Origin of the sequence: Streptomyces solincola (assembly GCF_002982015.1) — a bacterium.
GTDB classification, from domain to species: Bacteria; Actinomycetota; Actinomycetes; order Streptomycetales; family Streptomycetaceae; genus Streptomyces; species Streptomyces solincola.
The window spans coordinates 1-20,237 of the sequence record NZ_PVLV01000345.1 but is presented as its reverse complement, the minus strand read 5'-3'; the positions used below and the strand labels follow the sequence as shown (position 1 = coordinate 20,237).

23 protein-coding genes are annotated in these 20,237 nt (G+C 73.8%); 7 read left to right on the top strand and 16 right to left on the bottom strand.

All coding sequences use genetic code 11. The annotated features are described in order from the left end of the window. From C6N75_RS21220 to C6N75_RS21210, 3 genes are all read left to right on the top strand, one after another. The coding region (locus tag C6N75_RS21220) for an MFS transporter (protein WP_146132627.1) at positions 1 to 812 on the top strand (812 nt) is incomplete at its 5' end. A gap of 241 nt (positions 813 to 1,053) precedes the next feature. Further along, positions 1,054 to 2,208, top strand: a complete 1,155-nt coding sequence (locus C6N75_RS21215) for a C40 family peptidase (protein ID WP_105870501.1) — start codon at positions 1,054 to 1,056, stop codon at positions 2,206 to 2,208. 265 nt (positions 2,209 to 2,473) lie between these two features. Then, positions 2,474 to 3,859 carry a PP2C family protein-serine/threonine phosphatase gene (locus tag C6N75_RS21210; RefSeq protein WP_105870500.1) on the top strand — a complete coding sequence of 462 codons (1,386 nt, stop codon included), beginning with the start codon at positions 2,474 to 2,476 and terminating at the stop codon, positions 3,857 to 3,859. Between the two features lie 157 nt (positions 3,860 to 4,016). Here the strand turns inward: C6N75_RS21210 and C6N75_RS21205 are convergent, their stop codons facing one another. From C6N75_RS21205 to C6N75_RS21190, 4 genes are all read right to left on the bottom strand, one after another. Next, positions 4,017 to 4,358 (bottom strand): DUF2516 family protein, encoded by a 342-nt coding sequence (locus C6N75_RS21205; protein WP_105870499.1) that lies wholly within the window; start codon positions 4,356 to 4,358, stop codon positions 4,017 to 4,019. A 116-nt stretch (positions 4,359 to 4,474) separates the two neighbouring features. Continuing rightward, entirely contained in the window at positions 4,475 to 5,071 is a 597-nt protein-coding gene (locus C6N75_RS21200; protein ID WP_105870498.1) for a hypothetical protein, read from the bottom strand. Between the two features lie 51 nt (positions 5,072 to 5,122). Continuing rightward, the gene (locus tag C6N75_RS21195; protein ID WP_105870497.1) at positions 5,123 to 5,533 is read right to left on the bottom strand and encodes a helix-turn-helix domain-containing protein; all 411 of its coding nucleotides are present in this window, start codon (positions 5,531 to 5,533) and stop codon (positions 5,123 to 5,125) included. An 80-nt stretch (positions 5,534 to 5,613) separates the two neighbouring features. Beyond that, entirely contained in the window at positions 5,614 to 7,095 is a 1,482-nt protein-coding gene (locus C6N75_RS21190; protein WP_258177522.1) for an FAD-dependent monooxygenase, read from the bottom strand. A 388-nt stretch (positions 7,096 to 7,483) separates the two neighbouring features. Between C6N75_RS21190 and C6N75_RS21185 the strand changes: the two genes are divergently transcribed. Together C6N75_RS21185 and C6N75_RS21180 are read left to right on the top strand one after the other, a co-directional pair. Next, positions 7,484 to 8,242 (top strand): cyclodityrosine synthase, encoded by a 759-nt coding sequence (locus tag C6N75_RS21185; RefSeq protein WP_105870496.1) that lies wholly within the window; start codon positions 7,484 to 7,486, stop codon positions 8,240 to 8,242. After that, entirely contained in the window at positions 8,232 to 9,464 is a 1,233-nt protein-coding gene (locus C6N75_RS21180) for a cytochrome P450 (protein WP_105870495.1), read from the top strand. Before C6N75_RS21185 ends, C6N75_RS21180 begins: the two co-directional genes overlap by 11 nt. A 13-nt stretch (positions 9,465 to 9,477) precedes the next feature. On the opposite strand, the gene C6N75_RS21175 is transcribed toward C6N75_RS21180, so the two are convergent. From C6N75_RS21175 to C6N75_RS21165, 3 genes are all read right to left on the bottom strand, one after another. Next, a complete protein-coding gene (locus C6N75_RS21175; RefSeq protein ID WP_105870494.1) occupies positions 9,478 to 10,785 on the bottom strand; it encodes a GNAT family N-acetyltransferase in 1,308 nt (435 codons plus the stop codon). 203 nt (positions 10,786 to 10,988) lie between these two features. After that, positions 10,989 to 11,966 (bottom strand): asparaginase, encoded by a 978-nt coding sequence (locus tag C6N75_RS21170; RefSeq protein ID WP_105870493.1) that lies wholly within the window; start codon positions 11,964 to 11,966, stop codon positions 10,989 to 10,991. Between the two features lie 50 nt (positions 11,967 to 12,016). After that, complete coding sequence (locus C6N75_RS21165; RefSeq protein ID WP_105870492.1) at positions 12,017 to 12,667, bottom strand: RsiG family protein; 651 nt, start codon at positions 12,665 to 12,667, stop codon at positions 12,017 to 12,019. A 201-nt stretch (positions 12,668 to 12,868) separates the two neighbouring features. Between C6N75_RS21165 and dtd the strand changes: the two genes are divergently transcribed. Further along, positions 12,869 to 13,294 carry a D-aminoacyl-tRNA deacylase gene (gene dtd, locus C6N75_RS21160; RefSeq protein WP_105870491.1) on the top strand — a complete coding sequence of 142 codons (426 nt, stop codon included), beginning with the start codon at positions 12,869 to 12,871 and terminating at the stop codon, positions 13,292 to 13,294. A gap of 103 nt (positions 13,295 to 13,397) precedes the next feature. Here dtd and ygfZ read toward each other — a convergent pair whose 3' ends face one another. The 3 genes from ygfZ to C6N75_RS21145 form a co-directional block, all read right to left on the bottom strand. Then, positions 13,398 to 14,378 (bottom strand): CAF17-like 4Fe-4S cluster assembly/insertion protein YgfZ, encoded by a 981-nt coding sequence (ygfZ, locus tag C6N75_RS21155; protein ID WP_105870490.1) that lies wholly within the window; start codon positions 14,376 to 14,378, stop codon positions 13,398 to 13,400. Positions 14,379 to 14,387: 9 nt separating this feature from the next. Continuing rightward, entirely contained in the window at positions 14,388 to 14,972 is a 585-nt protein-coding gene (locus C6N75_RS21150; RefSeq protein ID WP_105870489.1) for a Fur family transcriptional regulator, read from the bottom strand. A 126-nt stretch (positions 14,973 to 15,098) separates the two neighbouring features. Continuing rightward, on the bottom strand, positions 15,099 to 15,671 hold the full coding sequence (locus C6N75_RS21145) for an FABP family protein (RefSeq protein ID WP_105870488.1): 573 nt from the start codon (positions 15,669 to 15,671) through the stop codon (positions 15,099 to 15,101). Positions 15,672 to 15,974: 303 nt separating this feature from the next. Between C6N75_RS21145 and C6N75_RS21135 the strand changes: the two genes are divergently transcribed. Next, on the top strand, positions 15,975 to 16,337 hold the full coding sequence (locus C6N75_RS21135; RefSeq protein ID WP_105870486.1) for a DsrE family protein: 363 nt from the start codon (positions 15,975 to 15,977) through the stop codon (positions 16,335 to 16,337). Positions 16,338 to 16,372: 35 nt separating this feature from the next. Here C6N75_RS21135 and C6N75_RS21130 read toward each other — a convergent pair whose 3' ends face one another. The 6 genes from C6N75_RS21130 to C6N75_RS21110 all read right to left on the bottom strand — a co-directional run. Continuing rightward, complete coding sequence (locus C6N75_RS21130) at positions 16,373 to 16,639, bottom strand: DUF3099 domain-containing protein (RefSeq protein ID WP_105870485.1); 267 nt, start codon at positions 16,637 to 16,639, stop codon at positions 16,373 to 16,375. A 190-nt stretch (positions 16,640 to 16,829) separates the two neighbouring features. Beyond that, positions 16,830 to 17,117 carry a DUF1416 domain-containing protein gene (locus C6N75_RS21125; protein WP_105870484.1) on the bottom strand — a complete coding sequence of 96 codons (288 nt, stop codon included), beginning with the start codon at positions 17,115 to 17,117 and terminating at the stop codon, positions 16,830 to 16,832. Between the two features lie 48 nt (positions 17,118 to 17,165). Further along, positions 17,166 to 18,011, bottom strand: coding sequence for a sulfurtransferase (locus tag C6N75_RS21120; RefSeq protein ID WP_105870483.1), 846 nt, complete (start codon positions 18,009 to 18,011; stop codon positions 17,166 to 17,168). Between the two features lie 275 nt (positions 18,012 to 18,286). Then, positions 18,287 to 18,370, bottom strand: a complete 84-nt coding sequence (locus C6N75_RS32270) for a putative leader peptide (protein WP_374684262.1) — start codon at positions 18,368 to 18,370, stop codon at positions 18,287 to 18,289. A gap of 247 nt (positions 18,371 to 18,617) precedes the next feature. Next, complete coding sequence (locus tag C6N75_RS21115; RefSeq protein WP_105870482.1) at positions 18,618 to 19,310, bottom strand: LmeA family phospholipid-binding protein; 693 nt, start codon at positions 19,308 to 19,310, stop codon at positions 18,618 to 18,620. A gap of 148 nt (positions 19,311 to 19,458) precedes the next feature. Next, positions 19,459 to 20,237: hypothetical protein (locus tag C6N75_RS21110; protein ID WP_105870481.1), on the bottom strand; the 779-nt coding region annotated here is incomplete at its 5' end.

Genomic DNA, 20,237 nt, shown 5'->3' with positions numbered 1-20,237 from the left:
CGTCGGGACCGGGGGCGGCGGCACCGGGGGCGGCGGTCGTCGGGAAGGGGGCCCGGACGGGGCCGGACGTGCGGTTGGCGGACGTGCTGCGCGACCAGCGGTTCATGGGCGTGGTCGGCCTGTCCTTCCTGATCTCGCTGATCTTCCAGCAGGCGTACGTGGCGCTGCCGGTCGCGATGGGCGCCGCCGGTTTCAGCGCGGCGGACTTCGGGCTGGCCCTCGCGGTCAACGGCGTGCTGATCGTCGTGCTCCAGATCCCGGTGACCCGGTGGCTGGAGCACCGCGACCCGCGCCGGCTGCTGGTCGTCTCCGCGCTGCTGGCCGGGTACGGCTTCGGGCTCACCGCGTTCGCCGGATCGGTGGCGGTGTACGCGCTGACCGTGTGCGTGTGGACGCTGGCCGAGATCGTCAACGCCCCCGTCCAGTCGGGCCTGGTCGTCCGGCTCTCCCCGGTGCGCGGCCGGGGCCGCTACCAGGGGGTCTACACCATGTCCTGGTCGGTGGCGGCGCTGGTCGCCCCGACCGCCTCCGGCTGGGTGATCGACGGCCACGGCGCCGACTGGCTGTGGGCGGGCTGCGCCGCGCTGGGCACCCTGGCCGCCGCCGGCTACTGGCTGCTGATGCGCGGCCTCCCGGCGGAGGCGAAGCCGGTCCCTCCGAGCGCGGAGGCGGTGCCGGTCGCGCCCGGCGCGGAGGCGAAGCCCGTCGCACCGAGCGCGGAGGCGAAGCCGGTCACGCCGGGCGCGGGGGTGGCGCCGGCACCGGCGACGGCTGCCGCTGCCGCTACCGCTGCTGCTGCCGCTGTTGAGTGACGGCTGGTCAGGCCGCTCAAAGACCGGGGATCGTACGGGCACGGGGGTGTCGTACGATCCTCGCGGCCGTCCGGGAGTGGGGAGTCTCGCGCGGTCGTCCACAGGGGTGTCGATTTGCCGGGGCCCGTGGCACGATCTCGTCAGCCGCGTAAGTTACTGGCGGTTAATCAGACCGTGGCAGCGGCCGTGGCAGGAGGGGGACGTCGTGGACCGACGCCTTGGCGTTGACCGGCAGGACGGCATGGGACGGCGGCGCGGCGCGGCCGCGGCGCTCACCGTCGTCTGCGCGCTGGCCGTGCTCGCGCTTCCGGTCCAGGCGGCCCACGCCGCGCCCATAGCCCCCTCGGCGCCCTCTCCCCTGCGCCCGGCGCCGCCTTCGCCCGCGCCGTCCACCACCCCGTCGGGTGACGGCCGGAGTCTGGAGGAGGTGCGCAAGGAGATGGACGAGCTGTACCGGCAGGCCGCCTCCGCCACCGACGCCTACAACCTCGCGGAGGGGCAGGCGGAGAAGCAGTCCACCGAGATCGTGCGCCTCTCCCGGGCCATCGTGGACGGGCAGTTGCGCATCGACGACCTCCAGCGGCGCGCCGGTGCGGCGGCCCGCGCGCAGTACCGCGACGGCGGGATGCCGGACCAGGCCCGGCTGGTGCTCACCGACGACCCGGACCTCTTCCTCAGCGGCGTCGGCCGGCTGCGCCAGGGCCAGAAGGCGACCCGGGACCTGCTGACCGAGCTGAAGCAGAAGCAGGGCGACCTGGAGCAGTACACCCGGGACGCCAGTGCGCACTGGACGAAGCTGGAGAGCGCCCGGGCCCGGCAGGCGGAGCGGAAGAAGGAGATAGAGGGGAAGATCAAGGCCGCCGAGCAGCTGGAGTCGAAGCTGGAGGCCGACGAGCGGGATCGGCTGCGCGAGCTGGAGCGGCAGGAGGCGGCCCGGGCGCAGCAGGAGTGGCTCGGCTCCGGTGCGCTGAAGGACCCGGGGGCGTTGAAGGGCCCGGGCCAGGGCGCCGGGGCCGGCGCGGACACCGGCACCGCGGGCGGCAAGGCGGTGGCGTTCGCCACGGCCCAGATCGGCAAGCCGTATGTATGGGGCGCGGAGGGCCCGGACTCCTACGACTGCTCGGGGCTCACCTCGCAGGCCTGGGCGGCGGCCGGCACGGTGATACCGCGCACCTCCCAGGAGCAGTGGCGGCTGCTCCCGAGGATCGGCATGGCCGACATACGCCCCGGCGACCTGATCATCTACCACGACGACGCCAGCCATGTCGGGATGTACATCGGCGGCGGCCAGATCGTGCACGCCCCCCGGCCCGGGCGGGACGTGACGATCGCCGGTGCGGGCTCCATGCGCATCCTGGGCGTCGTCCGCCCGGACGCGGCCACGGGCGGCCGGTAGCCGGCGGCCGGGGGTTCGGAGGGCCTCGGAGGCCCTTCGGGGTGCGGGCACGCGCGCGGACGCGTCCCACTATGTGACCGGTTCGACAGCGGGCGCGTGATGTTCGTCATCCGGCCGCGCCAACTACCTCCCACTGCGCGGCATATGCCGAAGGCCGGTGCTTGATCGCCATTCCGTCGGACCGCCGCGTACCGCTATGGTCCCGTCGGCGGTGTGTCGTCCGACGCGCCGCCGCGCCCTCGGGGGGAGGGAAGGAAACCGAGCCATGCCCGTACCCGTACCGCGGCAGAGAGTGGACCCGTCGGACCGCGCCGCCGGCGCGGAGCACGCAGGCGGCGGCGCCGACCTCACCCTGCTGGTGATCGAGGACGACCCGGCGGGCACCCTCACCGCACCGGAGCTGACCGACGCCTCCGGCAACCGGGTCCGTATCCGCACCGCCCGCAACCTCACCGAGGCCGAGCGGCTGCTCACCGACGACGTGCACTGCGTGCTCGTCGACCTCGCGCTGCCGTCGTCCGCGCCGCCCGGCGCGGTGGACGGCGACAAGCTGGCCGCCCTGCGGCATGTGCTGCGGCTCGCCCCCCGGCACGCGGTGCTGGCCCTGGCCTCCGCCGGGGACGCGGAGCTGGCCGCCGAGGCGGTACGCACCGGGGCGCAGGACCACCTGCTGCGCGAGGAGCTGGACGGGCCGCTGCTCAGCCGGGCGATCCGGTACGCGGTCGAGCGCAAGCGGGCCGACTCGGTGCAGGTCAAACTGGCCGAGTCGCGGCTGCGGGCCCAGGAGAACGCCCGGCTGGAGCGCGGGCTGCTGCCCACGCCGCTGCTTCAGGGCTCCGACCTGCGGTTCGCCGCCCGCTACCGGCCGGGCAGGTCCCGGGCGCTGCTCGGCGGCGACTTCTACGACACCGTGCGCACCCCGGACGGGACCGTGCACGCGATGATCGGCGACGTCTGCGGGCACGGCCCGGACGAGGCCGCGCTCGGCGTGGAGCTGCGCATCGCCTGGCGGGCGCTGACCTTCGCGGGGCTGTGCGGGGACGAGCTGCTCTCCACCCTCCAGCAGGTGCTGGAGCACGAGCGGGAGAGCGAGGAGATCTTCGCGACCCTGTGCACCGTGGACATCGCCCCCGACGGGCGGCGCGCCGGGCTGTGCCTGGCCGGGCACCCCTCGCCGCTGATCGCCCGGCGCGGGACGACGACCGGGCTGCTGCCGTACGAGGACTCCGGCCCGGCGCTCGGGGTGCTGCCCCGGGCCCGCTGGCCGCGCAAGCAGGTGGAGCTGGGCGGCTCCTGGAGTCTGATGATGTACACCGACGGGCTGATCGAGGGCCGCACGGCCGGGCCGGGTTCGCCGCGGCTGGGCCAGGAGGGCATGGTCGCGATGGTCTCCCGCCAGATCGACGCGGGTCTGGGCGGCGAGGACCTGCTGGAGTCAGCGGTGGCGGAGGTGCGCCGGCTCAACGGAGGCGAGCTGACCGACGACGTCGCCGTCCTGCTGCTCTCCCGCGACCAGGACAGCCGGCGGGGCGCTGAGAGCCGCCGGGATCGTGAAAGTCGCCGGGACGGCGAAGGGCGCCGGGGCCGGGAAAGCCGCGGGGGCGGCGAAGCGCGCCGCGATCGGCGGGCCCGCGCGGACCGGCCGCTCTAGCCGCAGCCACCAGGCGGAAGCCGGCGCCGTCGACCACTGGACCGTCGGCCGCCGGGACCGCCGACCGCCGGGACGACCGGGGGCCGCCGGGGCCTGCGGAGCGGTCCGGGCCGCCCGCTCGTGGCGGACGGCCCGGACCGGAGAGGCGTGGCGGCGGTCACCGGCCGCCGTTGTACGGGCCGTAGGGCCCGTCGCTGCTGGAGCCGCCCCGCCGGCCGCCGCGCTTGCCCCCGGTGACCTGCCGGAGCGCGGGCCGTACGTCGACCATGAAGACGATCGACGCGACCAGTCCGGCGATTTGCAGGAACAGCATCGGGATCAGCAGGTTCACCGCGACGGTGACACCGAGCAGGATCAGCCAGAGGGTCTTGGTCTGCTTGCCGGCCGCCCGATAGGCGTCCTCGCGGGCCGTCGCCGCGAGGAGGAAGGCGGCCACGGCCAGCAGGGTCATGGCGAGATACAGCAGCGAGATGAACGTGCCGAAGCCCTCGAGCAACATGTGAGCACCGCCTAGTCAGTCGTCGGATCCCCTCGCGGCCAAGGTACTCGTACAACGCCGCGCCGCCGCCGAACGTGCCCGCCGCCCGGCAGGCGGCGGGCACGCCCGGACCCCGCTCACTCCTCGGAGCCGGCCGGCTTCTTCACCGTCGTCTTGCGCGCCGCCGGGGTCTTCTTCGCGGCGCTCCGCTTGGGGGCCGGGGCCGCAGGGGCGGCGGCGGCCGGCGGGGTCACCGGCTCCGACGCCGGGGCGGCCGGCTCCGGCTTCCTGGGAGCCGGCTCCGGCTCGACCACGACGGCGATCTCGGTCAGCTCGTCGGCGGCCTCGCCGCGCCAGGTGCGCACCGCCTGCTCGCCGTGCTCGGCCACGCGCTCGTAGGCTTCCCGGGCCTTGACCGCGTACTCGGCCGCCATGCCCAGGCTGCGCAGGGCCAGGCCCTGGGCGTTCTCGCCGAGCTTCTTGAAGTCGGTGTCGATCGAGCCGAACGCCTCGGTGACCCGGGCCTGCACGCCCGCCTGGGCCTCCTTGGCCTGGGTGCTGACCCGCTGCTGCACCTCCTTGGGGTCGGTCCGGCGCACCGCGTCGATCCGGGCCGGCGCCTCGGCGGCGATCTGCTCGATCAGTCCGGGCACCTTGCGCGCCTGCTGGAAGGCGAGGTCCGCCGTGCCGGCGGCGAAGTAGAAGGGGGTACGCAGTTCCTCGATGATGGCCACGGTCGTGATCCTCCGGATCTTCGCGGGTTCGGGAGAGTCGGTCAGGCTCGGTCAGCCACCGGCCGGGTCGGCAGGGTCGGCCGGGGTGCCGGCGGCGTCGGGCCTCGGGGGCGCGTCGGCGTCGTTCTCCTTGCGGAAGGAGTCGTAGATCTGGAGCAGCACCTGCTTCTGCCGCTCGTTGATCGACGGGTCGGCGAGGATGACGGCGCGCGTCTCCAGATCCTCGCGCTCCCGCTCGTCCAGGATTCCGGCCCGTACGTACAGCGTCTCCGCGGAGATCCGCAGCGCCTTGGCGACCTGCTGGAGGACCTCCGCGCTCGGCTTGCGCAGCCCGCGCTCGATCTGGCTCAGGTACGGGTTGGACACCCCGGCGGCGTCGGCCAACTGCCGCAGCGAGAGCTGCGCGCTGCGGCGCTGCTCGCGCAGGTAGTCACCGAGGTTGCCGACGCTGAGCGATGCCATGCTTCCGATGGTGCACCCGTTCGCTAACTTTTGCAAGCAACCGCTTGCAAAAGGCTACGCGCCCGGGCCGGCGCTCGCCCTCAGCCGGCGGCGGCGCCGAACCAGGTGGTCAGGGCGGTACGCAGGGCGGCGGGGTCGTCGCCGGCCCAGGCGACATGGCCGTCGGGGCGGAGGAGGAGGGCGGGCGCGTCCAGGTCCTCGGCGGGGTCGAGGGGGTCGACGACGTGGTCGACACGGTCCTCCCAACCGGTGGGGGGCAGCGCGCCGGTGCGGTCGAGCAGCAGGCCGCGGGCGCCGCGCGTCAGCTCGTACAGGCGGCCCTGCTTCAGCTTCAGGTCGCGCATCCGCAGGCCGAGCAGTGCGTGGCCCTCGCCGAGGTCGTAGCGGACGTCGACCGCCGTGATGAGCCCGGTGACGTACCGGTTGACCTCCTCGAAGTCCATCAGGGTGGCGAGCAGTTCGCGCAGGGCGGTCGGGCCGGACTCGGCGCCGAGCAGGGTCATCTGGGCCCGGGTGTTGGCCAGCACGCGGGCGCCGACCGGGTGCCGTTCGGCGTGGTAGGTGTCCAGGAGTCCGTCCGGCGCCCACCCGTTGACCGCGGCGGCCAGCTTCCAGCCGAGGTTGAAGGCGTCCTGCACCCCGAGGTTGAGGCCCTGGCCGCCGGTCGGCGGATGGATGTGCGCGGCGTCGCCGGCCAGGAACACCCGGCCCGTCCGGTAGCGCTCGGCCTGCCGGGTGGCGTCGCCGAACCGGGAGAGCCAGCGCGGCGAGTGCACACCGAAGTCGGTGCCGGCGACCGCCCGCAACTGCTTGCGGAAGTCCTCCAGCACCGGCGCGGCGGCCCGGTCCTCGGCCACGCCGTCGGCCGGCGTGACGACCCGGTACACGCCCTCGCCGATGGGCATCAGGCCGAACCGCAACTGGGTCTTGTGGACCTCCGCCACCACGGCGGCGATCACCTCCGGGTCCTCGGTCGCCGCCATCTCGCCGAGCAGCGTCTCGACCGCGGCGGGCTCGCCGGGAAAGCCGACGCCGAGCAGTGCGCGCACGGCGCTGCGGCCGCCGTCGCAACCCACGGCGTACCGGGCGCGCAGCCGGGCGCCGTCCGCGGTCTCGACGCTCACCCCGTCCTCGTCCTGGCTCAGCCCGGTCACCTCGCAGCCGCGCCGCAGCTCGACGCCCAGCTCACGGGCCCGCTCCTCCAGCAGCTTCTCGGTCACCGGCTGCGGAGTGGCCAGGCCGTAGGGGTGCGCGGTGTCCAGCGTCGCCGGCCACGGCTTGACGATGCCGCCGAACAGGCCGCCGACCGCGAACTCCTTGCTGACCGCGCGGAACCGGTCCAGCAGCCCGCGCATGTCCATGATCTCCACGCTGCGCGCGTGCAGGCCCTGGCCGCGGGACTGCCCGGTCGGCGCGGTCAGCCGCTCCAGCACCACCACGCCCACCCCGGCCAGCTTCAGCTCGGCGGCCAGCATGAGGCCGGTCGGTCCGCCGCCCACCACGAGCACGTCGGTGTCGAAGTCGGTGTCGGTGCCGGTGTCGAAGTCGGTGTCAGTCGTCACAGAGGTCCGCCGTTTCACTCTTCTCGGGCTTCGGGCCGGTCATTGTGCGCGAGTGACGGGGTCTTGCGGCAAGGCCCCGGGTGCGCTATAGGTTGAGAGTGGCGAGGAGAGCGGATGCGCTCCCCGCCTTTTTCTGTGCCCGCGCGCCCCTCGCCCGCGTCCGCCCGGCTGGCTTGATTTCTTCGTCGTTTCGCCCCAACTGAATTCGTGCGAACGGCGCGTGAAGGCTCGTCGGCTCTGACAACGTTGGCCGACACCAGGCGATGTTTTCACTGTGCATACATTGATTGACACTCTCCGTGGCCGGAAGCTAACTTCACGGCGTCGTCGCCACACCAGGAGCACGAGGCTCTTCCGGGACTAGCGACGTGCGAAGGACGCTTTCCAGTTGACGACTGAGACCGTCTTCGAAGCCCGGCCCTTCAGTCCGCAGTCCACGGCGGCCGGTCTTTTCACCCTTCAGCCCTACACCTCCCACTGCCAGGTGATCTGCGCGGAGGGCGCCCACGCGGTGATCGGGATATCCCCCGGCAACAGCTACTTCTCCGCGGCGCGCGTCCACGACCTGGCACGGTGGAGCACCGAGCACTTCGACCGGGTCGACTTCGTGTACACCGACCGGTACGTGGCCGAAATGTACGAGGCGTCCGGCTACCCGGCCGACGACGCCCGCCGCAAGGCCGTCAAGAACCTGCGCGGGGTTCGCGCCAAGGTGACCAACGCCGTCCAGGCCGTCGACCCGGCCGGGACGCGGGTGCGGGCGCACCCCATGTCCGCGTTCGCCGACAACCCGGCGTACCGCGAGATCCACGACGCGCTGCACCGCCGCCTGGAGGTGGACGCCGAGTTCCGCGCCACCTGCGACGCGCTCATCGACGCCTACCTCTCCTCCAAGGTGCTGGGCGGCGCGACCGCCACCGCACGGCAGCGGGAGGTGTGCCTGCGCTACGTGTGCGCCGAGGCGCCGCTCTTCCTGGACACCCCCGCCATCCTCGGCGTGCCGTCCTCACTCAACTGCTACCACCAACTGCTGCCGATGGCCGAGCTGCTGTACGCCCGCGGGTCCGGGCTGCGCGCCTCGCGCAACCAGGGACACGCCATCGTCACCCCGGCCGCCACCCCGCAAGGAGACCTCGATGTCCGTTGACACCGTCGGCACGGTCGACGCCCCGCCCGCGGGCACGGCGGGCCCGGACCTGCTGCCCTTCCCGTTCTCCTGGCGCGGCGACCGCATCCCGCCGGAGGTGGCGCGGCTGCGCGCCGAGGAGCCGGTCAGACGGGTGCGCACCATCGCCGGCGACGAGGCGTGGCTGGTCTCCTCGTACGCCCTGTGCAAGCAGGTGCTGGAGGACCCGCGCTTCAGCCTGAAGGACACCTCCGCGCCCGGCGTGCCGCGGCAGTACGCGCTGACCATCCCGCCCGAGGTGGTCAACAACATGGGCAACATCACCGGCGCCGGGCTGCGCAAGGCGGTGCTCAAGGCGCTCAACCCGAAGGCCCCGGGCCTGGTCGACTGGATGCGCGGGCACGCCGCCGAGCTGGTCGACCGCTTCATGGCGGAGGGCGCCCCGGCCGACCTGCGCGGGCAGTTCGCCGACCCCTACTCGGCCGCCATGCACTGCCACATCCTCGGCATCCCGTACGCCGACGCGCCCCGGCTGATGCGCAGCCTGGACATCGCGTTCATGAACGCGGCCTGCCCGGTCACCGGGGCCCGGCTCAACTGGGACCGGGACATCTCCTACATGACCGGGAAGCTGGACGACCCGGCGACCACCGGGCTGATGGCCGAGCTGGCCGCGCTGCGCGGGGACCCGGAGTACGGGCACCTGACGGACGAGATGCTGGCGACGGTCGGCGTCACCATGTTCGGCGCGGGGGTGATCTCCACCGCCGGCTTCCTGACCATGGCGCTGGTCTCGCTGATCCAGCACCCGGAGTTGAAGGCCGAGCTGCTGGACGACCCGTCCCTGATACCGGCGGCCGTGCACGAGCTGCTGCGGATCAACCTCTCCATCGGCGACGGGCTGCCGCGGCTGGCCACCGAGGACGTGCTGCTCGGCGACGTACTGGTCAGGAAGGGCGAGTTGGCGCTGGTCCTGGTCGAGGGGGCCAACTTCGACCCGGCGGTGTTCGACGACCCGTACGCGGTCGACCTCACCCGGGACAACAGCGCCGACCACCTCTCCTTCGGCGGCGGCCGGCACTACTGCCCGGCCACCGCGCTGGGCCGCCGGCACGCCGAGATCGCGCTGGAGGCGCTGCTGGAGCGGGCCCCGGGCCTGGACCTCGCCGTGCCGATCGAGCAACTGGTGTGGCGTACGGGGTTCATGAAGCGTATCCCGGAGCGGCTGCCCGTGATGTGGTGAGCGGTCCCCGGCGTCAGAACACGTCCTGGCACCAGGGGCGGCGCGCGGTGCGCAGCAGGGCGTCGGCGCGGGCGGCCGCGCCGGGGGCGGTCTCCTCGACCCGGCCGAGCGCGGCCAGCCGCACCGCCGACTCGTCGCCCAGGTAGAGCGCCCCCAACTCACGCACGTCCAGGGTGAGGTCGGCGCTCGCGGTGGTCGGGGCGCAGCTCGCGCCCCGCGCGGAGGTCTCCAGCACGAAACGGCCGCCGGACAGCCCGGAGTCGTCGTGCACCTGGAGGACGAGCGCGCCCTCACCGGCGTAGCTCCGCGCCTCCAGGGCCGCCGCGACGTCCAGCACCCGCAGCCAGAGCAGGTCCGCCTGGGTGGTGATCCTGGCGGCGCGCGGGTCGGGCAGCAGCAGCGGCAGCAGGTCGTCGGGGGCCCGGAGCCCGGTCCTGACCAGGGTGACCCAGTCGACCGAGCAGAGGAAGCGCCACAGCGCGCGCTCGGCGGCCGGGGTGGCGGCGATCAGGTCGCGCACGGTCGCCGTGTTGACCGGCTGCTTGGCGTCGTCCCACCGGTCGTCGGCGGTGTAGGCGAGCAGACCGTCCACCTCGCCGGCGGCCGAGCGGTACACCGCGAAGAACGGCTCGGTCCAGGGGTGGACGGGGTCGGGCGGCGCCGCGCCGGTCGCCGCGTCCCACCAGGACGGGGACCGGCTGACCATGCCGTGCCGCACGGTGCGGGTCCGCTCGAACAGCTCGGGGCCCAGCTTGCGGACGTCCTGCGGCGTGACCAGGTCGATCCGGCCGCCGTCGTCCGGGCCCGACCAGCGGGGGTCCAGGCCGGCGCGGCGCACGTCGAGCGTCCACACGGCGGTCCAGGCGGCGGGGCCGAAACCGTACCGCCCGTAGATCGGGTACTCCGCGGCGGTCAGGGACGACAGCACGTCCCCGCGTTCGCGGGCCTCGGCCAGCTCCTCGACCATCATCCGGCTCAGCAGCCCGCGCCGCCGGTGCGTCGGCGAGACGGTGACGTTGGTGACCGCGCTGGAGGTGACGCGGCCGCCGCCGGGCACCGAGACGTCCTGCGCGAACGACCGGAAGGTGGCGACACAGCGCCCGCCGTCGAACGCCCCCCTGGTGCGGGCCGGGTCGACGACCGCCCGGCGGTTCGCCAGCTCCTCCTCGCTCACGGCGGGGCTGAGCAGGAAGCCGACGTGCAGGGCGCGCAGCCAGTCGGCGAGGTCGGAGTCGGTGAGGGTGCGTATGTCGAGAGTGCCCCTCCCGGGAGTGCCCCTCCCGGCGGTGGCTGTCCCGGGGGCGTGCGCGGCGGACGTCATGCGCGCAGGCTAGGCGGCGCCCGCCCCCCGGCGCACACCATTTGCCGGGCCGCAGGCTCCGCGCCCGGGGGCCGCGCCCCCGCCCCCGACCGCCCGACGGCGAGCCCGCCGGCGACTCAGAACGCCGCGACCCTGTCACCCTGTCCGTCCGGCGACTCAGAACGCCGCGACCCCGTCCGCCCGGCGTCTCGGAACGCCGCGGCTCAGAACGCCGCGCGGACCTCGCCCACCGGGCGACCGCCGCCCAGCAGCGGGGCCTCGGCGATGCGGGCGAGCACCGGGTCGTGCACGCCCAGCAGCTCCAGGGCGCGGGCCAGCACCGGGCCGAGCGCCCGGCCGGCGCCGTCGTCGATCTTGAAGGCGAGCGCCCGGCCGTCCGGCAGCGCCACCGCCTGCACCGCCTCCGCGCCCATCTTCGACAGCGCGCCCGGCACGGCCCGCATCAGCCAGGTGTCCGGGCGGCGGGTGCCCGCCACGTACTCGGGGTGCGCGCGCATCGCGTCGGCCACCCGGCGCTGCGGGGTGCCGGGCTCCGCCAGCACGTACGAGCGGAACGCGCGGGCCAGGCCCAGCAGGCTGATCGCCATCAGCGGCGCCCCGCAGCCGTCCGTGCCGACCGACGCCACCGGCTCGCCGGACGCGGCCTCCACCTCGTCGTGCACCAGGCGTTGCAGCGGATGGGCCGGGTCCAGGTAGGAGGTCGGGTCCCAGCCGTTGAGCGCGCAGGCGGCCAGCATCGCGGTGTGCTTGCCCGAGCAGTTCATGGTCAGCCGCGCCCGGCGGTGCCCGGCGGCCAGGTACGCCTCGGCCTCCACCGGGTCCAGCGGCAGGTCGGGCGGCGTCTGGAGGTCCTCCTCGGTGAGCCCGTGCTCGGCCAGCATGGTGCGCACCAGCTCAAGGTGAAACGTTTCCCCGGAGTGGCTGGCCGCCGCCAGCGCCAGCCGCTCGCCGGACAGCTCAAGCCCGGCCCGCAGCAGCGCGGCCGCCTGCATCGGCTTGTTCGAGGAGCGCGGGTAGACGGGCGCGGCCGGGTCTCCGACAGCCCGCTGCACGCTGCCGTCGGCGGCCAGCAGGACCAGCGCCCCCCGGTGGTGGCCCTCGGTGAAACCGGAGCGGACGACCTCGGCGAGGACGGGCGGGACGACGGCCGGGGTGGCGACGGCGGTGGCGGAGGGGGTCATGGGACGGCCGGCCTTCCAGGGGGCTCAGGGACGTACCCGCCGCCGCTGCCTCAGCGCAGCAGGTCGTCGACTTGTGCTTCGCCCTCACGGTACCTGCGGGCGATCTCGGCACTGCAACCGTCCGCCGTCCGCTGGAGGGACTGCCGCCGCCGGGAGACCCGCTCCTCGTAGCGGGCCAGCCGCCCCATCGCCGCGTGCAGCTCCTCGTCCGTCCGGGCGGCCAGGTCGGAGAGCGCCACCTCCGCCAGCACCTCGGCGGCGAACCGCCGGTACTCCTCGCCGCGCGGGGTGGAAAGCGTCACGTGCCGGGCCGAGCTGCGGTGCCGCGACGGGCCGTCGGCCAGGATCTCCGACAGCCGGTCCACCACCGGCGGCTGCGCCCCGCCGCGCCGCGCCAGCTCGGCCCGCAGGATGTCGATCCGGCCCTGGAGCAGCCGGCGTACGTAGCTCAGATCGGCCTCGTCGGCCCCCGAGTCGCGGCGCAGCGCCCGCAGCTCCGGCAACCGCAGCGCGCCCAGGTCGTGCGGCGGCTGCGCGGCGGCCGGCAGCCTGTCGCGGCCGCCGGCGTGCTCGCCGTCGCGCGGACCGTCCCCGACGCCGGTGCGCTGGGCGGGCGGGCGGTCGCCCGATCCGGCCCGTCCGCCACCGCCGCAGTCCGTCGGTACGGGATGGGGCGGCTGCCCGGCGCCCGAAGTGCTCATGTGATTCCGTCCCCTCGACCGGTGCGTCGGGCACCGCCTGAGAGGCATGGTGCCAGGTGTGCCGCCGCCGTCGCAGGCGCGTGCACCCGTTCGGACGCGTACGGATCGCGCCGGTATGAGGCCGGTACGGGCCGTACGGGGCCGGTACGCCATCGGGGGCCGCCGCCGGGACCGGCCGGGGGCGCGGGTTAGGTTGGGGGCATGCGTGCGGTGGTGCAGAGGGTGGACGGCGCGAGCGTCGTCGTGGCGGGCGAGACGGTCGGCGAGATCACCGGCGAGGGGCTGTGCGTCCTGGTCGGGGTCACCCACGACGACACCCCGGCGAAGGCGGCGCAGCTCGCCCGGAAACTGTGGTCGCTGCGCGTCCTGGACGACGAGAAGTCCTGCTCCGACGTGGACGCCCCGCTGCTCGTCGTCTCGCAGTTCACGCTGTACGGCGACGCCCGCAAAGGCCGACGCCCCACCTGGAACGCCGCAGCGCCCGGCCCGGTCGCCGAGCCGCTGGTGGACGAGGTCGTCGCCCGGCTGCGCGAGCAGGGGGCCACGGTGGCGACCGGCCGGTTCGGCGCGGACATGCGGCTGTCGCTCACCAACCACGGCCCGTTCACGGTCCTCGTGGAGGTCTGAGCCGACCGCACGCCCGCCCTTCCGCGTACGCCCTCGCCCGTACGTCCTTGCGCGCGTACGCACGTGCCCGTACGCCCTTCCGCGCACGTACGTGCGGCTCGCCTTACGGCTCGACGACCGTCTCCTGGGCGGCGGCCGTGGTGCCCGCCAGCAGCGGGGCGTCCACCGGGACGTTCCGCTTGACCAGGGCCAGCGCGATGGGGCCCAGCTCGTGGTGGCGGGCCGAGCTGGTGACGAAGCCGAGCTGGCGGCCCTCCTCGCCGTCCGAGGCCAGCTTCAGCGCCGTGCCGTGCCCGGGCAGGTGGACCTCGCTGCCGTCCAAGTGCAGGAAGACCAGCCGGCGCGGCGGGCGGCCCAGGTTGTGCACCCGGGCGACCGTCTCCTGGCCCCGGTAGCAGCCCTTCTGAAGATGCACCGCGCTGCCCAGCCAGCCCAGCTCGTGCGGGATGGTCCGGTGGTCGGTCTCGAAGCCGAGCCGGGGCCGGTGCGACTCGACCCGCAGCGCCTCGTACGCCCAGATCCCGGCCATCGGGCCGTGCTCGCGCGCGAACGGTTCCAGCTCGGCGCGCGGCAGGAACACGTCCCGGCCGTGCGGCGTCTCGCGCACCACCGCGCCCTCGGGGACGGCGGCGATGGAGCCGGCCGGCAGGTGCACGACGGCGGTGTCGCCGGTGCGGTCGGCGACCTCCACCCGGTAGAAGAACTTCATCGACTCCAGGTAGGCGATCAGCGCCTCCTGGGTGCCCGGCTCGACATGCGCCCACACCGTCGTCCCGTCGTCCACCAGGTACAGCGCGTGCTCGATGTGCCCGTTGGCGGAGAGCACCAGCGCCTCGGTGGCCTGGCCGGGCGGCAGGTCGCTGACGTGCTGGGTGAGCAGCAGGTGCAGCCAGGAGAGCCGGTCGTCGCCGGTGACGGTGACGACGCCCCGGTGGCTCAGGTCGACCAGTCCCCGGCCGTCGGCCAGCGCGCGCTGCTCGCGGAACAGGTCGCCGTAGTGCGCGGCGACGCCCTCGTCCGCGCCTTCGGCGGGCACGGCTCCGGGCAGGGAGAGCAGGGGGCTGGTCGGTGACTGTCGCAGCATGCGATCAGCCTACGACCCGTCCGGCCGGTCCGGGGAGGCGCTCCGGTCCGGAGCCGGGTCCGCCCCGACGGCATCGGTCGCGGCGGAGTCAGTCCCGGCGGAGTCAGTCCCGGCGGCATCGGTCGCGTCGGCGTCGGTCCCGACGGCATCAGTCGCGTCGGCGTCGGTCCCGGCGGCCTTGGCGGTGCAGTCGCCGCAGCGGCCGAAGATGGCGAAGTGCTTGAGGTCGGTGTCGAAGCCGAAGGTCTCGCGCAGCTTCTCGGTGAACTCGGTCGCCACCGACACGTCCGCCTCGATCACCTCGGTGCAGTCCCGGCACACCAGGTGCAGGTGGTGGTGCCGGTCGGCGAGGTGGTACGTCGGCGCGCCGTGGCCGAGATGGGCGTGGCTGACCAGGCCCAGTTGTTCCAGCAGCTCCAGGGTCCGGTAGACGGTGGAGATGTTCACACCGGAGGCGGTCCTGCGCACCTCGGTGAGGATGTCGTCGGGCGTCGCGTGGCCCAGCACGTCCACGGCCTCCAGGACGAGCTGGCGCTGGGGAGTCAGCCGGTAGCCGCGCTGCCGCAGATCGCTTTTCCAGTCGGTGCTCACCACGGGACCAGTGTACGGAGGGCGGGCCGCCCGGCCCCGGCATGCTCCCGCCCCGCGGCGGTCCGCCGGTCCGACCGAGCGCCCGCCCCGTGGCGGCGCGTCTGCCTCTCGCCTACGTGAGGAAGGCGATTACCTGAAGAAGGCGATCCCGTCGTCCGGGAGGTCGCCGAGGTCCTTGGCCCACGCCTCGACCTGCTCCGGGCTGACGACCTTCTTGAGCTGCGCGGACATGTACGGGCGCAGCGGGACCTCCGGGGTGGCCTTCTCGCCGACCCACATCAGGTCGCCCTTCACATAGCCGTAGAGGCGCTTGCCGCCGCTGTACGGCCCGGAGGCGGCGGTCCGCGCGACCGCGTCCGTCACCAGGTCGATCTGCGGCTTCTGGTCGGCCAGCTCGCCGTACCAGACCTCGACGACGCCGGAGTCGCGCACCATGACGACTTCGACCTTGCGGTCCTTGTCCACCCGCCAGAAGCCGCTCTCGGTCTCCAGCGGGCGCACCTTGTTTCCCTCGGAGTCCAGGACCCAGGTGTGCGAGACGTACTCGATGAAGTCCCGGCCGTCGTGGCTGAAGGTGGCGGACTGGCCGAAGTTGCACTTCTCGGCGCCGGGGAAGTCCGAGACGCCCGCGCCCTCCCAGGTGCCGAGGAGGAACGCGAGGGGGACGAGGTCCGGGTTGAGGTCGGACGGGATCTCGATCATGAGCTGCTCTGCCGGTCTCTCGGGGCGTGCGGGGCGGTGACGGTCAGCGGTGTGCTGGTCGGCGGGTGCTGCCGGAGCGACGTGCTCAGCGCTGGCCCTGGTACAGCTTCTTCACGGTCAGGACGACGAAGGCGAGCACGCCGACGCAGACCAGGACCAGCAGGGCGGAGAAGAAGGCCTCAAGCACGGGTGCTCCTCGATGAGCGGTGGACGGACGCGGACCGCCTCCCAGCCTAATGGGTGGCCCGCGTCCGCTCCCCGCGAGGTGCGGACGCGGCCGCGTCCCGCCGTACAGTGCCGGGTATGGCGAAGAAGCTCGTGATCAAGGTGACCGCCGGGGCCGACGCCCCCGAGCGGTGCTCGCAGGCGTTCACGGTGGCGGCGGTGGCCGCGGCCAGCGGGGTGGAGGTGTCGCTCTGGCTGACCGGCGAGTCGTCCTGGTTCGCGCTGCCGGGGCGGGCGGCGGAGTTCGCGCTGCCGCACGCCGCGCCGCTGCCGGACCTGATCGAGTCCATCCAGGCGGCCGGCCTGATCACCCTGTGCACCCAGTGCGCGGCCCGGCGCGAGATCACCGAGAAGGACGTGCTGGAAGGAGTGCGGATCGCCGGGGCGCAGGTCTTCGTCAGCGAGGCGATGGCCGACGGCGCCCAGGCGCTCGTGTACTGAGGCCGCTGTCCGGCGGAGGCGGGGCGGGGCCGCGGCTACGAGCGGGGGCGGCGGCGGCCGTCCAGCTCATCCCACCACTCGTCCGATTTCGGGTCCCCGCTGGGGTGTTCGTCCCACCAGCGGTCCTCGGGGCCCCGCCGGTTGGCCACCATGGCGGCGACCGGCGGGATGACCATGGCGACCACGCACATCGCGATGGCCGCCGGGATGGACCAGAGCCGGACGACGGCCCAGGCCCCGACGAAGAGGACCAGGCAGAGGGCCATCATCCCGAAGTAGAGATGCCGACGCCGTGCGTACATATCTCCAGGGTAGGAGCCGCCGCCGACATGCGGCAGGGAACCGGCACGCGGGCGGTCCCCGGGCGGACCGAAGGGCCGCGCCTCGTTCCCGGTAAGCGTCCAACCCCCCAGGAGGCACGGCCCTTCGGCCGGTATGCGGCGGTGCTCAGCCCCGTCTCGTACGGTGCCCAGCCCCGCTTTCGTGCGGTGCTCAGACCGCGATGGCGACCTCGGCGAGTCCGCCCTGCTGGGCGACGACCGTGCGGTCGGCCGTGCCGCCGGGCACCAGGGCCCGGACGGTCCAGGTGCCCTCGGCCGCGTAGAACCGGAACTGCCCGGTCGCGGAGGTCGGGACCTCGGCGGTGAACTCTCCGGTCGAGTCCAGCAGCCGGACGTAACCGGTGACGGGCTCGCCGTCGCGGGTCACCTGGCCCTGGATGGTGGTCTCACCGGGCTTGATCGTCGAGGCGTCGGGGCCGCCGGCCTGTGCTCCACACATGAGGGGTACTCCTAGGTAAGACGAGGGGAGGGGAGGGGTCGGGGCCGCCTACTTGGCGGGGCCCAGCTCGATCGGCACGCCGACCAGCGAGCCGTACTCGGTCCACGAGCCGTCGTAGTTCTTGACGTTCTCCTGGCCGAGCAGCTCGTGCAGGACGAACCAGGTCAGGGCCGAGCGCTCACCGATGCGGCAGTAGGCGATGGTGTCCTTGGCCAGGTCGACCTGCTCGTCGGCGTAGAGCGCCTTCAGCTCGTCGTCCGACTTGAAGGTGCCGTCGTCGTTGGCGTTCTTGGACCACGGGATGTTGCGGGCGCTGGGCACGTGGCCGGGGCGCTGCGACTGCTCCTGCGGGAGGTGCGCCGGGGCGAGCAGCTTGCCGCTGAACTCGTCGGGCGAGCGCACGTCGACCAGGTTCTTCGCGCCGATCGCGGAGACCACGTCGTCGCGGAAGGCGCGGATCGAGGTGTCCTGGGCCTGGGCCTTGTACTGGGTGGCGGCGCGGTCCGGGACCTGGGAGCCGTCGACCAGGTCGCGGGAGTCCAGCTCCCACTTCTTGCGGCCGCCGTCGAGCAGCTTGACGCTGTCGTGGCCGTAGAGCTTGAAGTACCAGTAGGCGTAGGACGCGAACCAGTTGTTGTTGCCGCCGTAGAGGACGACCGTGTCGTCGTTGCCGATGCCCTTGGCGGACAGGAGCTTCTCGAAGCCCTCCTGGTCCACGAAGTCACGGCGGACCGGGTCCTGGAGGTCCTGCTTCCAGTCGATCCGGACGGCGTTCCTGATGTGGTTCTTGTCGTACGCCGAGGTGTCCTCGTCGACCTCGACGATGACGACCTTCGGGTCGTCGATGTGGGCCTCGACCCAGTCGGCGTCTACCAGGACGTCGCTGCGGCTCATGCTGTTCTCCTCCGGGGCAGTGGTCGGCGGGTGGTGCGGTGCTGCGGGGTCCGGCTGTCGTGCCGTGTGCCGGGGCGGCGCGGATGACGCGGCGTGCCCACCTTGTCGCGGTCGTCGCCTTCGCGCCTCTTCGTGTCCGGGTCAGCGCCGGTCACGGGGTGCGGGGACCGTCTGCGCGCGGTGCGGCGCGGCCGGGTCCGGGGATCCGGGGTCCGGACCGGTGCCGGAAGCGTCCGGACGCGGGGCCCCGGGATGCGGGAGGTCTCGGCTCCCGCTCAGGCGGGGCGACAGAGCATGGCGGCGACGCGGCACAGGTCTACTGCCCGCCGCTTCGTGAGGTCCGCCTGTCGCTGCTTCATGCGACCGATCGTAGGGACGGACAGGCGGCCGTGTCACCGGCGTGTCGGATGGTGAGACGGAAATGTCCGTATCGCGGGATGCGGAGAGGAGGGACGGTGACCCGGAGCGCACCGCCCGCCGCTGGCGAGGCGTTTCGCCTGCGGAACGGACGGCTCCGTCTCACCATGTGGTGACAGCCGTTCGGCCGGGTCAGCCGCGTCGGTTGATCAGCCCAGGTCGGTCGGCCGCATCGGCCGCACCGGCCGGTCAGCCGGCCAGGGAGACGTCCTTGCCGGTCAGGGTGATCTTCAGGCCGTCGGTGGTCGCCTCGGCCTTCTGTAGCACCAGGCCCTCGGGCAGCCCGCTGATGGTGCGGTCGAAGTCGGTGCGCTCGCGGATCTTCTCCTCCACGCCCGGTATCGCGTCGCCCGGCACCTTGTCCGCGCGCACCCGCAGGGTGTCGCCGTCCACCACGCTGACCGTGGACAGCACGCTCTCGCTGACCTTGCCGAGCACCGGCACCTCGATCGAGCCGGTCAGCTTCACCTTGCCGTTGTCGCCGTAGGCCAGGGTGACGTCCTCCTGCGAGGCCGCGCCGAGGTCGCCGTAGCTGATCCGGGCCGTGCCGGTGGCGGTGGCGGCGATCGCCCGGTCGAAGTTGCCCTCGATCCGCACGTCCCGCAGCGAGGCGTCCATCTCGGTGATCCGGACCGACCGCCCGCCCGCCGAGGCCTCCGCCCCGGTCAGGGCGATGTCGACCTGGTCCAGCTCGCGGCCGGCCACCTGGGTCAGGAACGGGAAGCCCTCGATGGAGACCTCCGGAGTGGACGACAGCCCCCGGCTCGCCTTGATCCGGTCGGCCACCTCGCCCTCGGCGTAGTTCACCGCGAGGCGGTCCGCCGCCACGAACAGACCGCCCAGGATCACGGCCGTGATCAGAAGTATTCGCAGTGCACGCATCGTTCGGTTCCCCACCCTGTTCATCGCCGACCCCCGCCGGCACGTCATGACCGACGTCCGACGGGGTTGTCCGGTTCCCCTGCCCGGTATCGACCGGACCGTGCCCGGACCTCTGCCCGTACCTTGCCTGATCAGGCCCGGGTGCTGTCTAGACCAGAGCCCGCCCCAGCAGGTACACCGCGGGCGCGGAGGCCGCCAGCGGCAGGGCCACGCCGGCGGTCATGTGGACGAACCGGGACGGGTAGTCGTAGCTCGCCACCCGGTGGCCGATCAGGGCGCAGACTCCGGCACCCGCCCCGAGCAGCGCCGCCGGCAGCGGCTGCACGCCGGTCAGCAGGCCCCCGGCCGCACCTGCGCCGGCCGCCGCGAGCAGCCCGCCCGCCAAGGAGACCGGGCCGGGCAGCGGCAGCGCGCGCACCGGCACGGCGGCCGCGACGGCCAGCGCCCCGATGACCACGGCGTCCTGGGCGGCGGCCAGATGGCCCGCCGCCAGCACGGCCAGCGCGGACGAGGCGACCGTGGCCATCAGGCCGTACTGCCGCTCGTCGGACCCGGCGTGGCTGCGCAGTTGCAGCACCAGCACCAGCAGCACCCACACCCCGAGCGTGCCGATGATCGCCACCGGGGCGTGCTCCCGGCCGGTGGCCAGCAGCGCGGTGTCGGCGGTGACGCCGCCGGCGAAGGCGAGCGCGATGCCCTGGCGGGCCGGCCACATGCCGTTCAGCCGGAACCAGCCGGCCGCGGTGACCGCCTGGAGCAGGACCAGCGGCAGCAGCAGCCCGAACGGGCCGAGCGCGGCGCCGCCGGCGAGCAGGACGCCGAGCACGGCGGTCAGCGCGGCCGGCTGCATGCCCGGCTCGATGACCGGCGAGCGACCTTCGGCGCGCGCCCGCTGGGCGTCGGTCAGCCGGACCTCGCCGGAGGTGG